General features: G+C 60.1%; 15 protein-coding genes. 12 read left to right on the top strand and 3 right to left on the bottom strand.

Annotated features, from left to right (window positions below):
- The first annotated feature begins 34 nt into the window (after positions 1 to 34).
- The 7 genes from MK6180000_RS01280 to MK6180000_RS01250 are packed head-to-tail and all read left to right on the top strand — an operon-like array spanning position 35 to position 5375.
- The gene (locus MK6180000_RS01280) at positions 35 to 904 is read left to right on the top strand and encodes a branched-chain amino acid ABC transporter permease (RefSeq protein WP_138933078.1); all 870 of its coding nucleotides are present in this window, start codon (positions 35 to 37) and stop codon (positions 902 to 904) included.
- Positions 897 to 1850 (top strand): branched-chain amino acid ABC transporter permease, encoded by a 954-nt coding sequence (locus MK6180000_RS01275; protein WP_246040394.1) that lies wholly within the window; start codon positions 897 to 899, stop codon positions 1848 to 1850. Before MK6180000_RS01280 ends, MK6180000_RS01275 begins: the two co-directional genes overlap by 8 nt.
- Complete coding sequence (locus MK6180000_RS01270) at positions 1847 to 2614, top strand: ABC transporter ATP-binding protein (RefSeq protein WP_138933076.1); 768 nt, start codon at positions 1847 to 1849, stop codon at positions 2612 to 2614. Before MK6180000_RS01275 ends, MK6180000_RS01270 begins: the two co-directional genes overlap by 4 nt.
- Positions 2604 to 3311, top strand: coding sequence for an ABC transporter ATP-binding protein (locus MK6180000_RS01265; protein WP_138933075.1), 708 nt, complete (start codon positions 2604 to 2606; stop codon positions 3309 to 3311). The genes MK6180000_RS01270 and MK6180000_RS01265 overlap by 11 nt, the downstream gene beginning before the upstream one ends.
- Entirely contained in the window at positions 3289 to 3897 is a 609-nt protein-coding gene (locus MK6180000_RS01260) for a tetratricopeptide repeat-containing protein (RefSeq protein ID WP_246040393.1), read from the top strand. The genes MK6180000_RS01265 and MK6180000_RS01260 overlap by 23 nt, the downstream gene beginning before the upstream one ends.
- Before the next feature lie 33 nt (positions 3898 to 3930).
- Positions 3931 to 4773, top strand: a complete 843-nt coding sequence (locus MK6180000_RS01255) for an NAD-dependent epimerase/dehydratase family protein (RefSeq protein ID WP_171054491.1) — start codon at positions 3931 to 3933, stop codon at positions 4771 to 4773.
- A complete protein-coding gene (locus tag MK6180000_RS01250; protein ID WP_138933072.1) occupies positions 4770 to 5375 on the top strand; it encodes a sugar transferase in 606 nt (201 codons plus the stop codon). The genes MK6180000_RS01255 and MK6180000_RS01250 overlap by 4 nt, the downstream gene beginning before the upstream one ends.
- Positions 5376 to 5392: 17 nt before the next feature.
- Here MK6180000_RS01250 and MK6180000_RS01245 read toward each other — a convergent pair whose 3' ends face one another.
- Positions 5393 to 6397 (bottom strand): NAD(P)H-dependent glycerol-3-phosphate dehydrogenase, encoded by a 1005-nt coding sequence (locus tag MK6180000_RS01245; RefSeq protein ID WP_246040392.1) that lies wholly within the window; start codon positions 6395 to 6397, stop codon positions 5393 to 5395.
- 279 nt (positions 6398 to 6676) lie between these two features.
- On the opposite strand from MK6180000_RS01245, the gene MK6180000_RS01240 reads away from it, so the two are divergent.
- Positions 6677 to 7810 carry a polysaccharide biosynthesis/export family protein gene (locus MK6180000_RS01240; protein WP_246040391.1) on the top strand — a complete coding sequence of 378 codons (1134 nt, stop codon included), beginning with the start codon at positions 6677 to 6679 and terminating at the stop codon, positions 7808 to 7810.
- A gap of 243 nt (positions 7811 to 8053) precedes the next feature.
- Here MK6180000_RS01240 and MK6180000_RS01230 read toward each other — a convergent pair whose 3' ends face one another.
- Positions 8054 to 9598: a winged helix-turn-helix domain-containing tetratricopeptide repeat protein gene (locus MK6180000_RS01230; protein WP_171054490.1), complete on the bottom strand. Its 1545-nt coding sequence runs from the start codon at positions 9596 to 9598 to the stop codon at positions 8054 to 8056.
- 183 nt (positions 9599 to 9781) lie between these two features.
- Between MK6180000_RS01230 and MK6180000_RS01225 the strand changes: the two genes are divergently transcribed.
- From MK6180000_RS01225 to MK6180000_RS01215, 3 genes are read left to right on the top strand one after another with little or no spacing between them, the layout of a single operon-like run.
- Positions 9782 to 10867 carry a PLP-dependent cysteine synthase family protein gene (locus MK6180000_RS01225; protein WP_138933070.1) on the top strand — a complete coding sequence of 362 codons (1086 nt, stop codon included), beginning with the start codon at positions 9782 to 9784 and terminating at the stop codon, positions 10865 to 10867.
- Positions 10868 to 10892: 25 nt separating this feature from the next.
- Positions 10893 to 11183 carry a nickel-binding protein gene (locus MK6180000_RS01220; RefSeq protein WP_138933069.1) on the top strand — a complete coding sequence of 97 codons (291 nt, stop codon included), beginning with the start codon at positions 10893 to 10895 and terminating at the stop codon, positions 11181 to 11183.
- A 44-nt stretch (positions 11184 to 11227) separates the two neighbouring features.
- Positions 11228 to 12721, top strand: a complete 1494-nt coding sequence (locus MK6180000_RS01215) for a pyridoxal phosphate-dependent decarboxylase family protein (protein ID WP_138933068.1) — start codon at positions 11228 to 11230, stop codon at positions 12719 to 12721.
- On the opposite strand, the gene MK6180000_RS20975 is transcribed toward MK6180000_RS01215, so the two are convergent.
- Positions 12618 to 12950, bottom strand: coding sequence for a Stf0 family sulfotransferase (locus MK6180000_RS20975; RefSeq protein ID WP_212751858.1), 333 nt, complete (start codon positions 12948 to 12950; stop codon positions 12618 to 12620). The two genes, MK6180000_RS01215 and MK6180000_RS20975, sit on opposite strands and share 104 nt — an antisense overlap.
- Before the next feature lie 184 nt (positions 12951 to 13134).
- Here MK6180000_RS20975 and MK6180000_RS01205 point away from each other — a divergent pair, with 184 nt between their 5' ends.
- On the top strand, positions 13135 to 14367 hold the full coding sequence (locus MK6180000_RS01205; protein ID WP_138933066.1) for an FAD-dependent oxidoreductase: 1233 nt from the start codon (positions 13135 to 13137) through the stop codon (positions 14365 to 14367).
- Positions 14368 to 14462: the final 95 nt, after the last annotated feature.

The raw sequence follows: 14462 nt of genomic DNA, 5'->3' as shown, positions 1-14462 counted from the left end.
GCCGCGCCCTGCCCCCATTTGAGAGTATAATTCCATGCTGGATCTTCTGGCCCAGACAGGCCTGAATGCCGTCTATGCCGCAAGCTACATCTCGCTCGTCGCGGTCGGCCTCGTGCTGATCTTTGGCGTGATGGGCGTCATTAACTTCGCCCATGGCGAGTTGTTCATGGCCGGCTCCTACGTAGTCGTCGCCGTCTATGCCGACATGCATATGCCCTTCTTCTTCGCCGTGGTGATCGGCCTGCTTTTCGTCGGCTGCCTTGGCCTGCTGATGGAGCGTGCGCTGTTCAGGCCCTTGCGCGACAACCCCTTAGGTGGCCTTGTCGCCTCAATCGGTTTCCTGATGATCCTTCAGGCGCTGGCCTCAATGGGATTTGGCGTCCGGATGGAGTTTATTCCCCCGGTGACGCAACATGTGATCTGGTTTACGGACAGCATCAGCATCCCGCTTGCGCGGGTCTATGTGATTGTTGCCGCCGTACTGCTGCTGTCGGCGCTGTGGTATTTCCTGAAACGAACACGGTTTGGCTGGGCACTGCGCGCCTCGGCCCAAGATCCGCAGGCGGCCGAACTACAGGGCATTTCCATCGCGCACACCGCGCGCATTGCCATGTTCATCGGCGCTGGGCTGGCGGGTATCGCGGGCGCGCTGACCGCTCCACTGGTGTCGGTCAATCCGCATATGGGGCATTCTGTGATCGTGACCGCATTCATCGTCATTATCGTCGGCGGCGTCGGATCACTTGAGGGGGCGATCATCGCATCGGTCGTCTATGCGTTTGTGCATACCTTCGTGACCACATTCTACGGGGGCGTCATTGCCGACATCACGGGCCTGTCGCTGATGTTGGTGGTGCTTATCGTCAAGCCGACCGGCCTGTTCGGGAGTGCGGATCGTGCTTAAATTCCTGATCTGGCCCCTCGCCGCCGTCGCGCTGCTGGCCCTGCCTCACGGCCTTAGCTTTTCGCAGCAGGAAATTCTGGTATTTCTGACGATCAACATTTTGCTGGTGACCTCCTACAGGCTGCTGACGCTGACCGGCGAATGGTCACTTGCGCATGTCGTCATCATGGGCGTTGGAGCGTATGCCAGCGCGCTGTTTACCAAAGAGCTGGGAATATACGTCCCCGTCTCAATGCTGCTGGGTGGGCTGGTCTCGGCGTTGATCGCGGTCATCCTCAGCTTTCCGCTCTTTCGCATGAAGGGGTTCTACTTCCTCATCGGCAGCTTTGCCGCGGGCGAGATTATTCGCCTGCTATGGAAGCATTTTCGCGATCCATTCGGCGGCGCCAAAGGTATCAAAGGCATTGACCCGATGCCTGACTTCTCTATCGGGATCTACAATTTCGATTTCTTTGAGCCGGTTAGTTATTTCTATTTCGCTGGTCTCGTCGTCGCTGTCTGCATGTGGATTCTCTGGCGGATCGAGCGTAGCCCCGTCGGCCTGACGTTCCACGCCGTCCACTGGCAGGATAAGCTGGCCGAGGCGTCGGGCGTCAACCTGCGCGCGTATCGCACGCTGGCCTTTGCGGTTGCCAGCGGTTTTGCCGGCATCAGCGGCGCACTGCTGGCGCATTATATCGGCACGATCAATCCGGGCAGCTTTGATCTGGATTACATGGTATTCGTGCTGACATGGGCCATCGTCGGCGGCACAGGCACGTTCTATGGCCCCATACTGGGATGCGTCGCGCTGACCATTCTGAACGAGGTCGTCCTGCGCGAGATGGGGTTTGAGCAGGCCCGACCACTGATCTACGGTTGCATCCTGATCGCCTCGATCCTCTTCATGCCCAACGGGCTGGAAAGCATCGTTCAGAAGTTCACCAAGCGGAGGGCCAAGCAATGAGCGAGTTTCTGAAGGTGGAGAACCTGACCATGCGCTTTGGCGGCTTGGTGGCGGTCGACGCGCTGAACTTCACCGTCGAACATGGCACAATCCATGGATTGATCGGCCCCAATGGTGCGGGCAAGACGACTACATTCAACATGATCTCAGGCTTTTACAAGCCGACGAGCGGCAACGTAATGCTGCGCGGCGAGGATATATCGGGGCTGAAAATGCACGAGGTCGCGCGGCGCGGTGTCGTGCGCACGTTCCAGCACTCGACCCTCTTTGCGGAACTGACCGTGATGGAAAATGCCCTCATCGGCACGCATATGCCATTCCGGCCCAACATCTTTGCCGCGATCGTCGGCTGGGATCGCGAGGACAAGCAGGGTGCTGCGGCTCGCGCGAATGAGGCGCTGGAATTCTTTGGCCTCGATCACCTGACGGCCGAGAGGGCCGGCGATCTGAGCCATGGGCACCAGCGCGCCCTTGGCATGGCCGTCGCCTATGCCAGCCACCCCGATATCATGCTGCTGGACGAGCCGTTCACTGGCATGAACCCCGAGGAGACGCGCCAGATGATGGACCTGATGCGCCGCCTGCGCGAGGCCGGCACGACGATCCTATTGGTCGAGCATGACATGCAGGCGATCATGGGCCTGTGCGATACCATTACCTGCATGAGCTTTGGCAAGTTTCTGGCCGAGGGCAACCCCAAAGAGATCCGCAACCATCCCGCCGTGATCGAAGCCTATCTGGGGGGTGCGCGCCATGTTGCTTGAAATGACAGGCGTTGCCGTAAACTACGGCAAGATCAACGCGATCCGCGACATTTCGATCCAAGTTCCCGAGGGCAAGATCGTGACCATCATTGGCGGCAATGGCGCGGGCAAGACAACCACCTTGCGCGCTATGTCGGGCATGGTGCCGATCACCAAGGGCGAGATCACATTCGAGGGCAAGCGTATCGACGGGCTGCCGGCGTCCAAGGTGGTCGCCCACGGCATCGCGCATGTGCCTGAGGGGCGCCGCATCTTCCCGAACATGACGGTCGAGGAAAACCTGCGCACTGGCGCATTCCTGCGCCGCGACAAGGACGGGATCGAGAACGACCTCGAAGATGTCTTTAAGCGGTTTGAGCGTCTGCGCGAGCGACGGCGCCAACGCGCGCAGACAATGTCCGGCGGCGAGCAGCAAATGCTGGCGATCGGACGCGCGCTGATGTCGAAACCACGCCTGTTGCTGATGGACGAGCCGTCGATGGGCCTTGCCCCCGTCATCGTCGAGGAAATCGCGGTGATTATTGAGGAGATCAACGCGCAAGGCCTGTCGGTCGTGTTGGTAGAACAGAACGCCGAATTGGCGTTAGAGCTGGCCGACTATGCCTACGTGCTGGAGACGGGCAATTGCGCGATGGAGGGCCCTGCCCATGAGCTGCACGATAACGAGACGGTCCGTGCCGCGTATCTGGGCATTTAAGCGCAGCGATCCTGATTGGCGACTGGCGCGGGCGTCCGGCTGGACCCGCGCAGATCTGATGTGGGAGCGGCTGATGGAGGCCGGGTGCGAGGCGTTTTGCGCCGGACAGACGGCGCGCGCGGGGCTGCTGTTTCTTGCGGCGGACGCGCTGGCGCGAGGGCGATTTGCCAAAGACGATCTGCGCCGCGCCACTGGCCCCGCCGCGCGCGCGATGGTTCGTTTGGCGCGCGGCAAAGATGCGAGCGCATTGATCGCCAAGGCCCAGCGCGGCTGGCTCGCCGCACCGGACGCGGTGGCCACGATGGAGATCAAACCGCGCATCCGCTCATCGCTCTTTCATTTGCGGATGGAGGCGAAACATCGCGGGCAGTATCAGGATAACTTGCGCACCCGGCTGGGCCGCATCGCAAAAGAGACTGACGAGACGCTGGCGGACCTCAGCAGTGGCGAGCGGCGTCATCGCCATTTTGCCCGCTGGCGCGGCGAGAAACCCACCGTTTTCGACGGCACGCGCAAGGTTCTGGGCGCCGCGCTGTTGATCCCCGATGCCGATGCAGGCTCTGGCACCCGGCGCGGAACACGCTAAACTGGCCGCTCGAATTTCGCTTGCGAGGTGCGCGTGACGCAACATCTGAGAGTCTTGGTGATCGGCGCCTCAGGCCGCGTGGGGCGGATGCTGCGCCGCTATTGGCAGGCAGCGCCGCCGCGCGGAATTGCACTCACGTACCAGACGCGGCAACGCGGCGAAATCGCGTGGGACGCGGCAGATGGCCCTGATGCGCTGGCCGCGCACGGCCCGTTCGACCGCCTGCTGGTGCTGGCCGGCGTTACTCCGGGCCCGGGCGCGGACATGGCGCAAAACGAGTTAATCGCGCGCGCCTGCCACGCGGCAGCGGCGCAGGTAGGCGCGGCGCATATGCTGCTGGCGTCCAGCTCGGCGGTCTACGGCACCGCCCAAAACCGCCCCTATTCAGAGGCCGACACCCCCATCCCCACCAATACCTATGGCAAGGCCAAGCTGGACGCGGAACGCAGCATAGAGGGCGGCCTACCCACCTGCGCCCTCAGGATCGGCAACGTGCTGGGCGCGGATGCATTGATGGTGAACGCCGCAACGGCCAGCGCGGGAAACCCCGTGCATCTGGACCGGTTTGCCGACGGGCGCGGCCCATTGCGGACGTATATTGGCCCCGGCACGCTGGCACAGGTGCTGGAAACACTGCTGCATGCCGGTGATACCTTGCCGGGTGCATTGAACATCGGCGCGCCGATGCCCGTCGCCATGGAAACACTCCTAGAGGCGCATGGCGCACCCTACACCGCGCGCCCCGCCCCTCCAGAGGCCGTGCAGCGCATCACGCTGAACTGCGGCGCGCTGGACGCTTTGCATGCCTTTGATCCTGACGCCTCCACCGCGCGGCACATGTTGGACCAATGGGCGAAGCTTGGGGATGCACCATGACCCCCTTCAAACGCTTTTTCGATTTCATATCGGTGATCGCGCTGGGCACAGTCCTGTTGCCGGTGATGATCTGGGTCGCCATCCTGATCGCGGTACGTGACGGTCGGCCCATATTCTACGTGGCAGAGCGGATGAGGACGCCAACCGAGGCGTTCGGCCTGATCAAATTTCGCACCATGCGTCCCAGCGCAGACGACAGCGGCGTGTCGGGCGCGCACAAAGCGGACCGCCTGACGCGCACTGGCGAAATGCTGCGGCGAACGCGGCTGGACGAGCTGCCACAGATCATCAACGTGCTGAAAGGCGATATCAGCCTCGTCGGGCCGCGCCCGCCCCTGCGCCAATATGTCGAGAGGTTTCCCGCGATATATGCCGAAGTGCTGAAATCGCGGCCCGGCATTACTGGCCTCGCTACTCTTTATTTTCACGAGCATGAGGAATATCTGCTGTCGCGCTGCGATGGCGCTGCGCAGACGGACCGCGTCTATGCTACGCGATGCGTGCCGCGCAAGGCGCACATAGACCTGATTTATCAGCGTAATCGGTCGTTCTGCTACGATTGGGAAATAATGCTCAAGACGGTGTTCAAACGTCTACGCTGAGATCCGTGTGCCCTGCCTCAGAACTCTTCTTTGATGGGACGTGCCAGTAGGGTCTGCATCGCGTCATGCGGCGTCACCTCGCCTGCGAGAAGGCGGCGGGTCATCTGTAGGATAGGCGCATCAACGCCGTGCTCCTTGGCGATCCGTCCGGCGATTTTTACCGTTGCTGCGCCCTCTGCCAGCGGGCGTCCGGCCAGATCCTCGCCCCGGCCCAGCGCCATGCCATAGCCGAAATTGCGCGATTGCGGCGACGCACAGCTCAGCATCAGGTCGCCAAACCCCGATAGGCCCATATACGTCTGTTCCTGCCCGCCCATCGCGGTTCCCAGACGGCGCAATTCGACAAACGCGCGTGTGATCAGCGCGGCCTTCGCGCTTTCGCCGTAACCCATGCCGACGACAATGCCGGCGGCAATCGCATAGACGTTTTTCAGTGCGCCGCCCGTTTCGACCCCCGCCACATCGCTGCTGGCATAGACGCGAAACGCGTCTGAGCTAAGCGCCCGGCAAAGCGCCATCGCAATCGCATCATCGCCAGCGGCCAGCGTCACGGCGGTCGGTTTGCCCGCCGCTACGTCGACGGCAAAGCTGGGGCCGGACAGAATAGCTTGCGGGCGTCCGGGGCACAGTTCGGCAAGGATCTGGCTGGGCAAATGGCCGGTCGCCACCTCGATCCCCTTGGCCGTGTTGATCAAAACGGCGTCTTTGGGAACGTGCGGTTCAAGGGCAGGCAGCGCGCCGCGCAGCGACTGCGCCGGAATCGCCAGGATTATCGTCCCTGCATTCTGCAAGACCGCGGGGTCGGTCGTGGCTGCAATCCGTTCGGCCAGGTTAATATCCGGCAGATAGCGTGGATTGCGCCCTTGGGTGCTGAGCGCGTCCGCAACCTTAGCGTCACGGCACAGAAGCGCGGTGCTTTGTCCGGCCCGCACGCAGGCACAAGCCAGCGCCGTTCCCCACGCGCCGCCGCCCACAACAACCCAGTTTTCGCCCATTGCACCTGCCCGCCCGTATCTACTCACCAGTGGCTCTTATGCTATCGCGCCGCAACGGGGTGGACCATGATAAAACCCAATGGGGTGATGGCAATGCGATCTCAAAGTTGCGCATGCGCGGCGATCCGCCTTTCGCGCCCATTGGGACCGAATTTTAACTACGACAGGCGGATTTTCACAGGCACCACCACGCGAAGGAAGCGCAGTGTACTCTCTTTTGGGTTGTCTCGCATCCCGCGCGGGATGTAGGAACTCAACATTGCTCCAACGGGGGCCACGGCATTCACTGACGCGGGGGGCATCAGCGTGAACCGAACGATCAAATCTATCGGTGGTGCGTCAAAATGGGCCGCCGTTGCGGTGACCGTGACGGTGCTATCCGCATGCACCCTACCGCGCGGCGCCGCGTTGACATCCGAGATCGTCAACGAAGAACGCTCCGACACGTCGGCCTTTCAGGTGGTGCGCGTCGGCCGCGCAAATGCCGCCGCCGTCGCCCATTGGCCCGGCACCGGAACCAATAGCAGTTACCGCTGGCCGACAGGCACACGCGGGCCACAAGGCAGCGTAATCCGCAGCGGCGACAAGGTGAACCTGTCAATCTGGGATAATCAGGAAAACTCCCTGCTAACCCAGCGCGACGTGAAATCCGTGCAGTTGCCGGGGCTGACGGTGTCGCCTTCGGGCACGATATTCGTGCCATATCTGGACGAGGTGGTCATCAACGGCCAAACGCCTGCACAGGCCCGCCGCGAGATCCAGAACCGCATCAGCGCAATCGTCCCGTCGGCGCAGGTCCAGCTAGAGATGACACCAGGGCCAAACAATGCGGTCGATTTGATATCGGGCGTGGTTAGTCCGGGCAGCTTTCCCATGCCCGACCGTAACTACAAAATCCTCAGCGTTATCGCCCAAGGCGGTGGTATCGCGCCCGGTCTGCGCAATCCCATCGTCAGGCTCCAGCGCGGCGGTAGCACCTATGATATCCGCGCCGAACGGCTGTTTGCCGATGCATCGCACAACATCACCTTGCGGGGCGGCGACAATATCCTCGTGCTAGAGGACAAACGCTATTTCACGGCCTTCGGCGCCACCGGAATCGAAGAATTGATCCGCTTTGAGCAAGAAGAAATTACTGCATTGGAGGCGATGTCGCTGATCGGGGGGCTGTCTGACAACCGCGCAAACCCCAAAGGGGTGCTGGTCCTGCGCGATTATGGCCAGACCGCGCTGCGCGTTGATGGCACGGGGCCGTCCAAAGCGCAGGTAATTTTTGCCTTCGACATGACGACCGCAGATGGCCTGTTTGCCGCGCGGAAATTTCTGGTGCAGCCAGAGGATACCGTGCTGGCCACCGAATCGTCGGTCACGTCCGTGCGCACGATACTGGGCCTCGTCGGCTCCGTCTTTGGCGTGGCAGATACGGTGCAGAACTACTGATTTCAGGTGGGCGGCGCGGCGCGAGTGGCGACATGCCCGCACGGCTGGCGGCGCGCTGTATCGCTGCTAATACGCTCTTACCTGCTGGGGACGCTGAACCTCAACCTGCCGAAACTGCGGCAAGGCAGTCACTCTCCGGGCTTCCTAGAGACCCACAAGACATCGGAACAGCCGTTGGGGGCAGAGATTCAGAAAGCGTGGATTCCCAACAAAAACAATTTGGCGCCGGATGCCTCATCAGCGTTAAAACCCATTTCGACTCAGTTCCGCAGCTATCTTTTTGCGGGACAGGGCATCGCGTGTCGGAAAGGCGGCGAAAAAATCGTTCGCAGTTGCATCAGGCTTGAGCCTAAGCGCCTCGTGCCGCCAACGGGTTGCCTGATTGTCGCGCCCGGCCAGTCCGTTCGCTGCCAGCGCGATCATGGCGATCAGATAATGTGCCCTAGGCGCCGTGGCGGCGCGGTCGGCCCAATCGGCTGCGGCCTGATAGTCTTCTTGCTGGAGCAGTATTTGCGCACGAACACCGTGAACGCCATAGAGCAACGGATCGAGCGGGCTGAGGTGCAGCGACGTGTCCAGACCGGCCATCGTGGCGGGTGCATCCCCCGCTATCATGGCGGTAAAGGCCGAGGCGTAGAAGCCTTGGGCATAATTCGGGTTGAGGGTGGTCGCGCGCGCCAGCCAATCTGCCGCGACCTCGGGCTGGTTCGTCAGCCAGTATGACCGACCCATGGTGAAGTTTGCGAACGGATCGAGAGCGTCGAGTTCAAGACTGCGTTCGGCGTGCCGCCGAGAAGCGCGCGCGGCACCTGCGGGATCAGGGCCTTGGCGCAGGAAGGCGTCCAGAAAACTTGTGAAGGACAGCCCGGCATGGGCGCGCGCAAACCGAGGGTCTGCCGTGATGGCGCGAGTGAAACAGGCTTGTGCAAGCGCCGTATTAGACGCCGTGAACCGATACAGATGTCGCAAGCCAAGGTGATAATTGGCCCAGGCATCCAGCCCCTCGGGGCCATTCAACTGCGCAATCTGCGCCTCATGAAAGGGTATGTGCATCTCCAGTGCAGAAACCAGATGCACGACGATGCGCGCCCGCAAGTCGTCGATTTCACCGAGGCGAGCGACGAGCCGGTCTGCCCACAACACTTCGCGGGAGTTTGTGTCGGTGAGTTCCAGCGTCACCGCCACAGTGCGATTCTGGGCTTCGATGATACCGGACAGGACGTAACGCGCCGCAAGCGCCGTTGCCACAGCATCTAGATCGGGGGTGGGTTGGTGGAACCGAAAAGAAGAGCCGCGTGCGATAACCGCCAGCCACCGTAGCCGCGACAGCGCTTCGATGATCTCGTGCGGAATCGCTTCTCCCAACACGGCAAGATCGGGCGACAGCCCAAGCGGCTGAAACGGCAGAATGGCAATCGATGGACGCCCGACCGGATGCACAGCCGTCCTGTCGTCGGGCGCGCCCACAACTGACGCCGGGACACTGCCCACGTCAGCGACAAAGCGGAACCCGCAACCATGCACCGTGCGGATGACCGCCTGCCGGACGCCGTCGTCGTCCACCGCCTGCCGGGCCGAGCGGATGCGACTGGAAATGCTGGCGTCCGAGACGGCCCGCCCGCCCCAGACAGCATCGACAAGGTCCTCTTTCGTCACCATGCGGTTGCGATGTCGGATGAGATGAATCAGCAGCGACAGTACCTGCGGCTCGGCCTGCACGGGTTCACCGGACCGGCTGAGTTGGAATTGCTCGGGGTCGAGCCGGAATTCTCCAAATACCCAAGTCATGCCAGAATATACGACAAAATCGCACATCTCTGCATGAATTCTTCAGGGCTTCATCAAGCACGTCCGTGGCTGACAGAGTAGCTTCAGGAGGAAGAGCTTAACCAAGGTGCCGAACGGCGGGCGCGCTGCGGGCTTGCCCGCATTGTCAAACCGGGTGCGGCATTTCAACAACGGAGAAGGACAATGGGAAATAGTGCAATGCGAACAACACAAGGGCGGGGAAGGCTGTTCGATAGTATTCTCGAAACCGTCGGGGACACCCCAGCGATACGGATCAACGCCCTCGCGCCATCTGGCGTAGAGATCTACGTGAAGGCTGAGTTCTTTAACCCGGCCGGATCAGTCAAGGACAGGCTGGCCCTCAGCATCATAGAAGAGGCTGAGCGGGACGGAAGCCTGAGCCCTGGCCAAACGGTTGTCGAAGCGACCTCGGGCAACACCGGCATCGGATTGGCGATGGTTTGCGCGGCAAAAGGCTATCCTTTGGTGGTGACGATGGCCGACAGCTTTTCGATCGAGCGTCGAAAACTGATGCGGATGATGGGCGCAAAAGTCGTGCTGACGCCGCGTGCTGAAAAAGGGTTTGGCATGTATCGCAAGGCGGTCGAATTGGCCAAGGCAAATGACTGGTTCCTCGCTCGCCAGTTCGAAACGGATGCCAACGCCCGCATCCACGAGAATACGACTGCGCGCGAAATACTTGCAGACTTCAAGGGTCAACGGCTCGATTACTGGGTCACCGGCTACGGCACTGGCGGCACGGTGACGGGTGTAGGCCGCGCGCTGCGCCGCGAGCGCCCCGCAGTGAAGATCATCCTGACGGAGCCGGGGAATGCGCAGCTACTTGGCAGTGGCAAGGTTCAATCCCGAGACGCGGACGGCGCACCTGCCGGAAGCCACCCGGCCTTTGAGCCCCACCCGATTCAGGGCTGGACCCCCGACTTCATACCCCATGTGCTGCAAGAAGCGGTGGACGCCCACCTTTACGACGAGTTGATCCCTGTTGCCGGCCCCGAAGGTATCGCTTGGGCGCAGAAGCTCGCGCAGAAGGAAGGCATTCTGACGGGCATCTCAGGCGGCGCAACATTCGCGGTCGCCATAAAGATCGCCGAACGGTCGGAACCGGGCACCGTCATCCTTTGCATGCTGCCCGACACCGGCGAGCGTTACATGTCAACGCCGCTTTTCGAAATGATCCCCGAAGACATGACTGACGAAGAGGTGGCGCTGTCACAGTCAACGCCCAGTTTCCAAATGGCCGCCGAATAGGTGCCGCAACGCAAGGAGAAACGTGATGCAACTTTACATGATCCGCCGCCAAAGCGCTTGGGCAAACCAAGGCGAATTGGAAAAGGCCGCAGCGCTCTCAAGCAAGGTCGGCAATGATGAGATGGCCGACAAGCTGCGCTGGATACGGTCATACGTCATCGACGAGCCGGACGGACGACTGGGCACATGCTGCATCTATGAAGCCATCGACGGCGAGGCGATCAAAGAACATGCACGCCGTGTGGGTATGCCTGGCGATGATTTTATCCCGATTGCGGCTACCGTGGTGGTGAGGCCAGATCCGGTCGGGCCCTGATGGTCACCGATACTGACGAACTCCACAACTTGGAGAAGCGGGCTATGGATGCTAACACGAATGATGCAGAGCACGTCGGCGACGAAACTCTCGACCCTGCGGACTGGGAGCAACTCCGCGATCTCGCTCGCAGAATTATTGACGACGCGGTCGACTATACAAAAGACGTGCGCGACAGGCCCGTTTGGCAAGACATCCCTTCCGACGTGCGCGCGCGTTTTCGATCCCCAGCCCCGCAAACGGGCCAGCCGCTAGAACAGGTCTACAACCAACTTGTCACCGACATGCTGCCTTATCCCATGGGCAACATCCATCCGCGCTTCTGGATGTGGTATATGGGATCAAGCAACTTCACCGGGGCGTTGGGTGATTTTCTGGCGGCCATCCTTGGGTCGAACCTCGGCGGTGGCGACCACGCCGCGGCCGAGATCGATAAACAGGTCGTCAGCTGGTTGAAAGAGATGATGGGGTATCCAGCGGAAGCGAGCGGCACGCTGGTTTCTGGCGGGTCGATGGCAAATCTGATTGGCCTGACCATAGCTCGCAATAAAATGTCAGGCATCAATTTGCGCGAACTCGGTGTGGGTGCGCTAAAGGCTCCCATGCGGTTTTACGGCTCTGATCAGCTCCATTCCTGCCACCAGATCGCGTTAGAGGCCATGGGGCTGGGCAATCGGGCCCTTTGCCGCGTGCGCTCCGATGCCAACTGCCGAATGGATGTCGTCGCCTTGCGGGCAGCAATCGCCCAAGACAGGGCAAACGGAGTAAGCCCGGCATGCGTGATAGCGACTGCCGGAACAGTCAATACCGGCTCGATCGACGATCTGGAGGCGATTGCCGACCTTTGCTCCGAGGAGGGGCTGTGGCTTCATGTCGACGGCTGCATTGGTGCACTTTTGGCCATTGCACCAAAGGGAAAGGCGCTGGTTCGGGGGATAGCGCGGGCCGATTCAATTGCGCTTGATCCGCACAAATGGCTGCATGCGCCATTCGAAGTAGGATGCGCCCTAGTCCGGGATGCCAAACTGCATAAAGGCGCGTTTACCGTGACGCCCGAGTATCTGGAAAACGCCCCGCGCGGCATAGCATCAGGCGAGTGGCTGCATGATTTTGGGCTCCAGACGTCGCGCGGATTCAGGGCGCTCAAGGTCTGGATGGCACTTAAGGAACATGGGGTCGCCAAGTTCGGTCGCCTAATCGAGCAGGATCTCGAACATGCCCGCTATCTAACGGAAAAAATCAATGCAGCGCCCGAATTAAAGCTGTGCTTCCCAACGACTATCAACATCGTTTGCTTTCGTTATGATCCCGGCGGGCTATCGGAACAGGCCCTCAAGCGACTAAACACTGAAATTATGGTCCGCATGCAAGAGACCGGAGTTGCCGCGGTATCCGATACGACCGTACAAGGCCGCCATTGCCTGCGTGCCGCAATCAACAACCACCGCACCATCCGAGACGACTTGAATATTTTAGTGCAAGAGGTCGCACGGATTGGCAACACGCTCGTCGCTGAAGACTTTCATGACAAATATTAATGCCGATGTCGATCAATGCATCTAATTCCAATCTCAATAATATCTGATCGATACCGTTCAGCCATGACTGATTTGTGGCGTCTGCCAGCTTTGCTACGGGGGTCGTGACTTCGTCTCTCGGCTCGTGTTCCAATTCGAGCGCCTGCAGAGCCCGCAGAAGGGTCGCGTAGGGGGCAGCAGACAGCTCGTCATAAGTAACTCGAAGGGGTTTGATCTGCTCATCCCCCAAACCACCTTTCCCACTCTGCCTGCATCTGCTCAGAAAGCTCAAGGCGCGCGGCAATGGCCGTTGTTTTTAAGGTTCAGACAGGTGCTCTATCTCTGTTCCATCGGGGGCTTTGCGCAACAAACCTGACTGCTTCGCCTTGACGTAGGACATGCGTGAACTGAAATTAGGTTGAGGAAGGGAAGTCATGCGGTCATTAGAGACTCAGTGTGTTATTTCCGGTGGTGGCCCCGCAGGAATGATGGCGGGCTACCTTCTGGCGCGGCAAGGGGTCGACGTTATCGTCTTGGAAAAGCACGCTGATTTCCTGCGTGATTTTCGCGGAGATACAGTTCACCCATCGACGTTGGAGCTGTTCCATGAGTTGGGCTTATTAACCGGATTGCTCACTCGCTCTTATCAAAAAATCCGCCAAGTATCTGTGACGGTTGCGGGACAAGGCTTTAATATTGCTGATTTTGGTCGGCTGTCCACGCAGTGCAAATATATTGCAATGATGCCGCAATGGGATTTCCTTGATTATCTGGCCGGCGCAGCGCGCAAATATCCAGGCTTTAAGCTTCTCCAATCTACCAAAGCCGAAGACCTGATTTATTGTGAGGGGCAAATTGTCGGCGTGAGAGCAAGTGACAAAGAGGGATCGTTTGCCATTCATGCCGACCTTACAATTGGGGCGGATGGGCGAGATTCCACACTTCGCAACGCCTCTGGACTGGAGGTTAAGGACCTCGGTGCGCCTATTGACGTATTTTGGATGCGTTTGCCCAGAAAACCAACAAAGGCACCGGAATCGCTAGGGCAGATTGGCTCGGGCGGGTTTCTCGTTCAAATTAATCGCGGTGACTATTGGCAGTGCGCCTTGCCATTCCCAAAAGGGGCCGCGGATGTCATTCGCGCGGAAGGACTCCAGGCGTTTCGCCAGAGAATTTCTGCGATTGCCCCGGAGCTCGCGGAAGCTACCCTGGCTTTAACCTCATGGGATCAAGTCAAATTGCTGACTGTGCAAGTAAACCGTCTCACAAAATGGTGGCGTGACGGATTCCTGTGTATCGGCGATGCGGCTCACGCGATGTCTCCTGTGGGCGGGGTCGGCATCAATCTTGCCATACAAGACGCCGTGGCGACTGCACGCCTTTTGGGGCCGTCTCTTTTAACGCGGTCGGTCGGACCAAAAGGCCTTTCTCAAGTGCAAAAGCGCCGAGCTTGGCCAGCAAAGGTGACTCAGAAAGCCCAGGTGATGGCTCACAGGTTTATTCTGGAACCAGCGCTGAACACGAAATCTCCACCACGTCCGCCATTTTTCCTCAAACTGTTGGATAAATTCTCGGTGTTAAGAGGCCTTCCAGCGCGCGCCATCGGGATAGGACTAAGACCCGAGCATTGGCGAGAGCCGCCCCACAGCAATTCTTCATTTGGCTAACATGAAACCGTCCTTCACGGCCCATTGCTGATCTTTCGAGACCGCCCGAGTCCCCGCCCAGAAGCTGCCATTCATACTCTCTGCAGCATTTTCGA

The sequence above is a fragment of the Roseovarius arcticus genome, from assembly GCF_006125015.1.
Taxonomy (GTDB): domain Bacteria; phylum Pseudomonadota; class Alphaproteobacteria; order Rhodobacterales; family Rhodobacteraceae; genus Roseovarius; species Roseovarius arcticus.
Note: the sequence above shows the minus strand (reverse complement) of the source record. Positions and strands in the feature narration are given on the sequence as shown.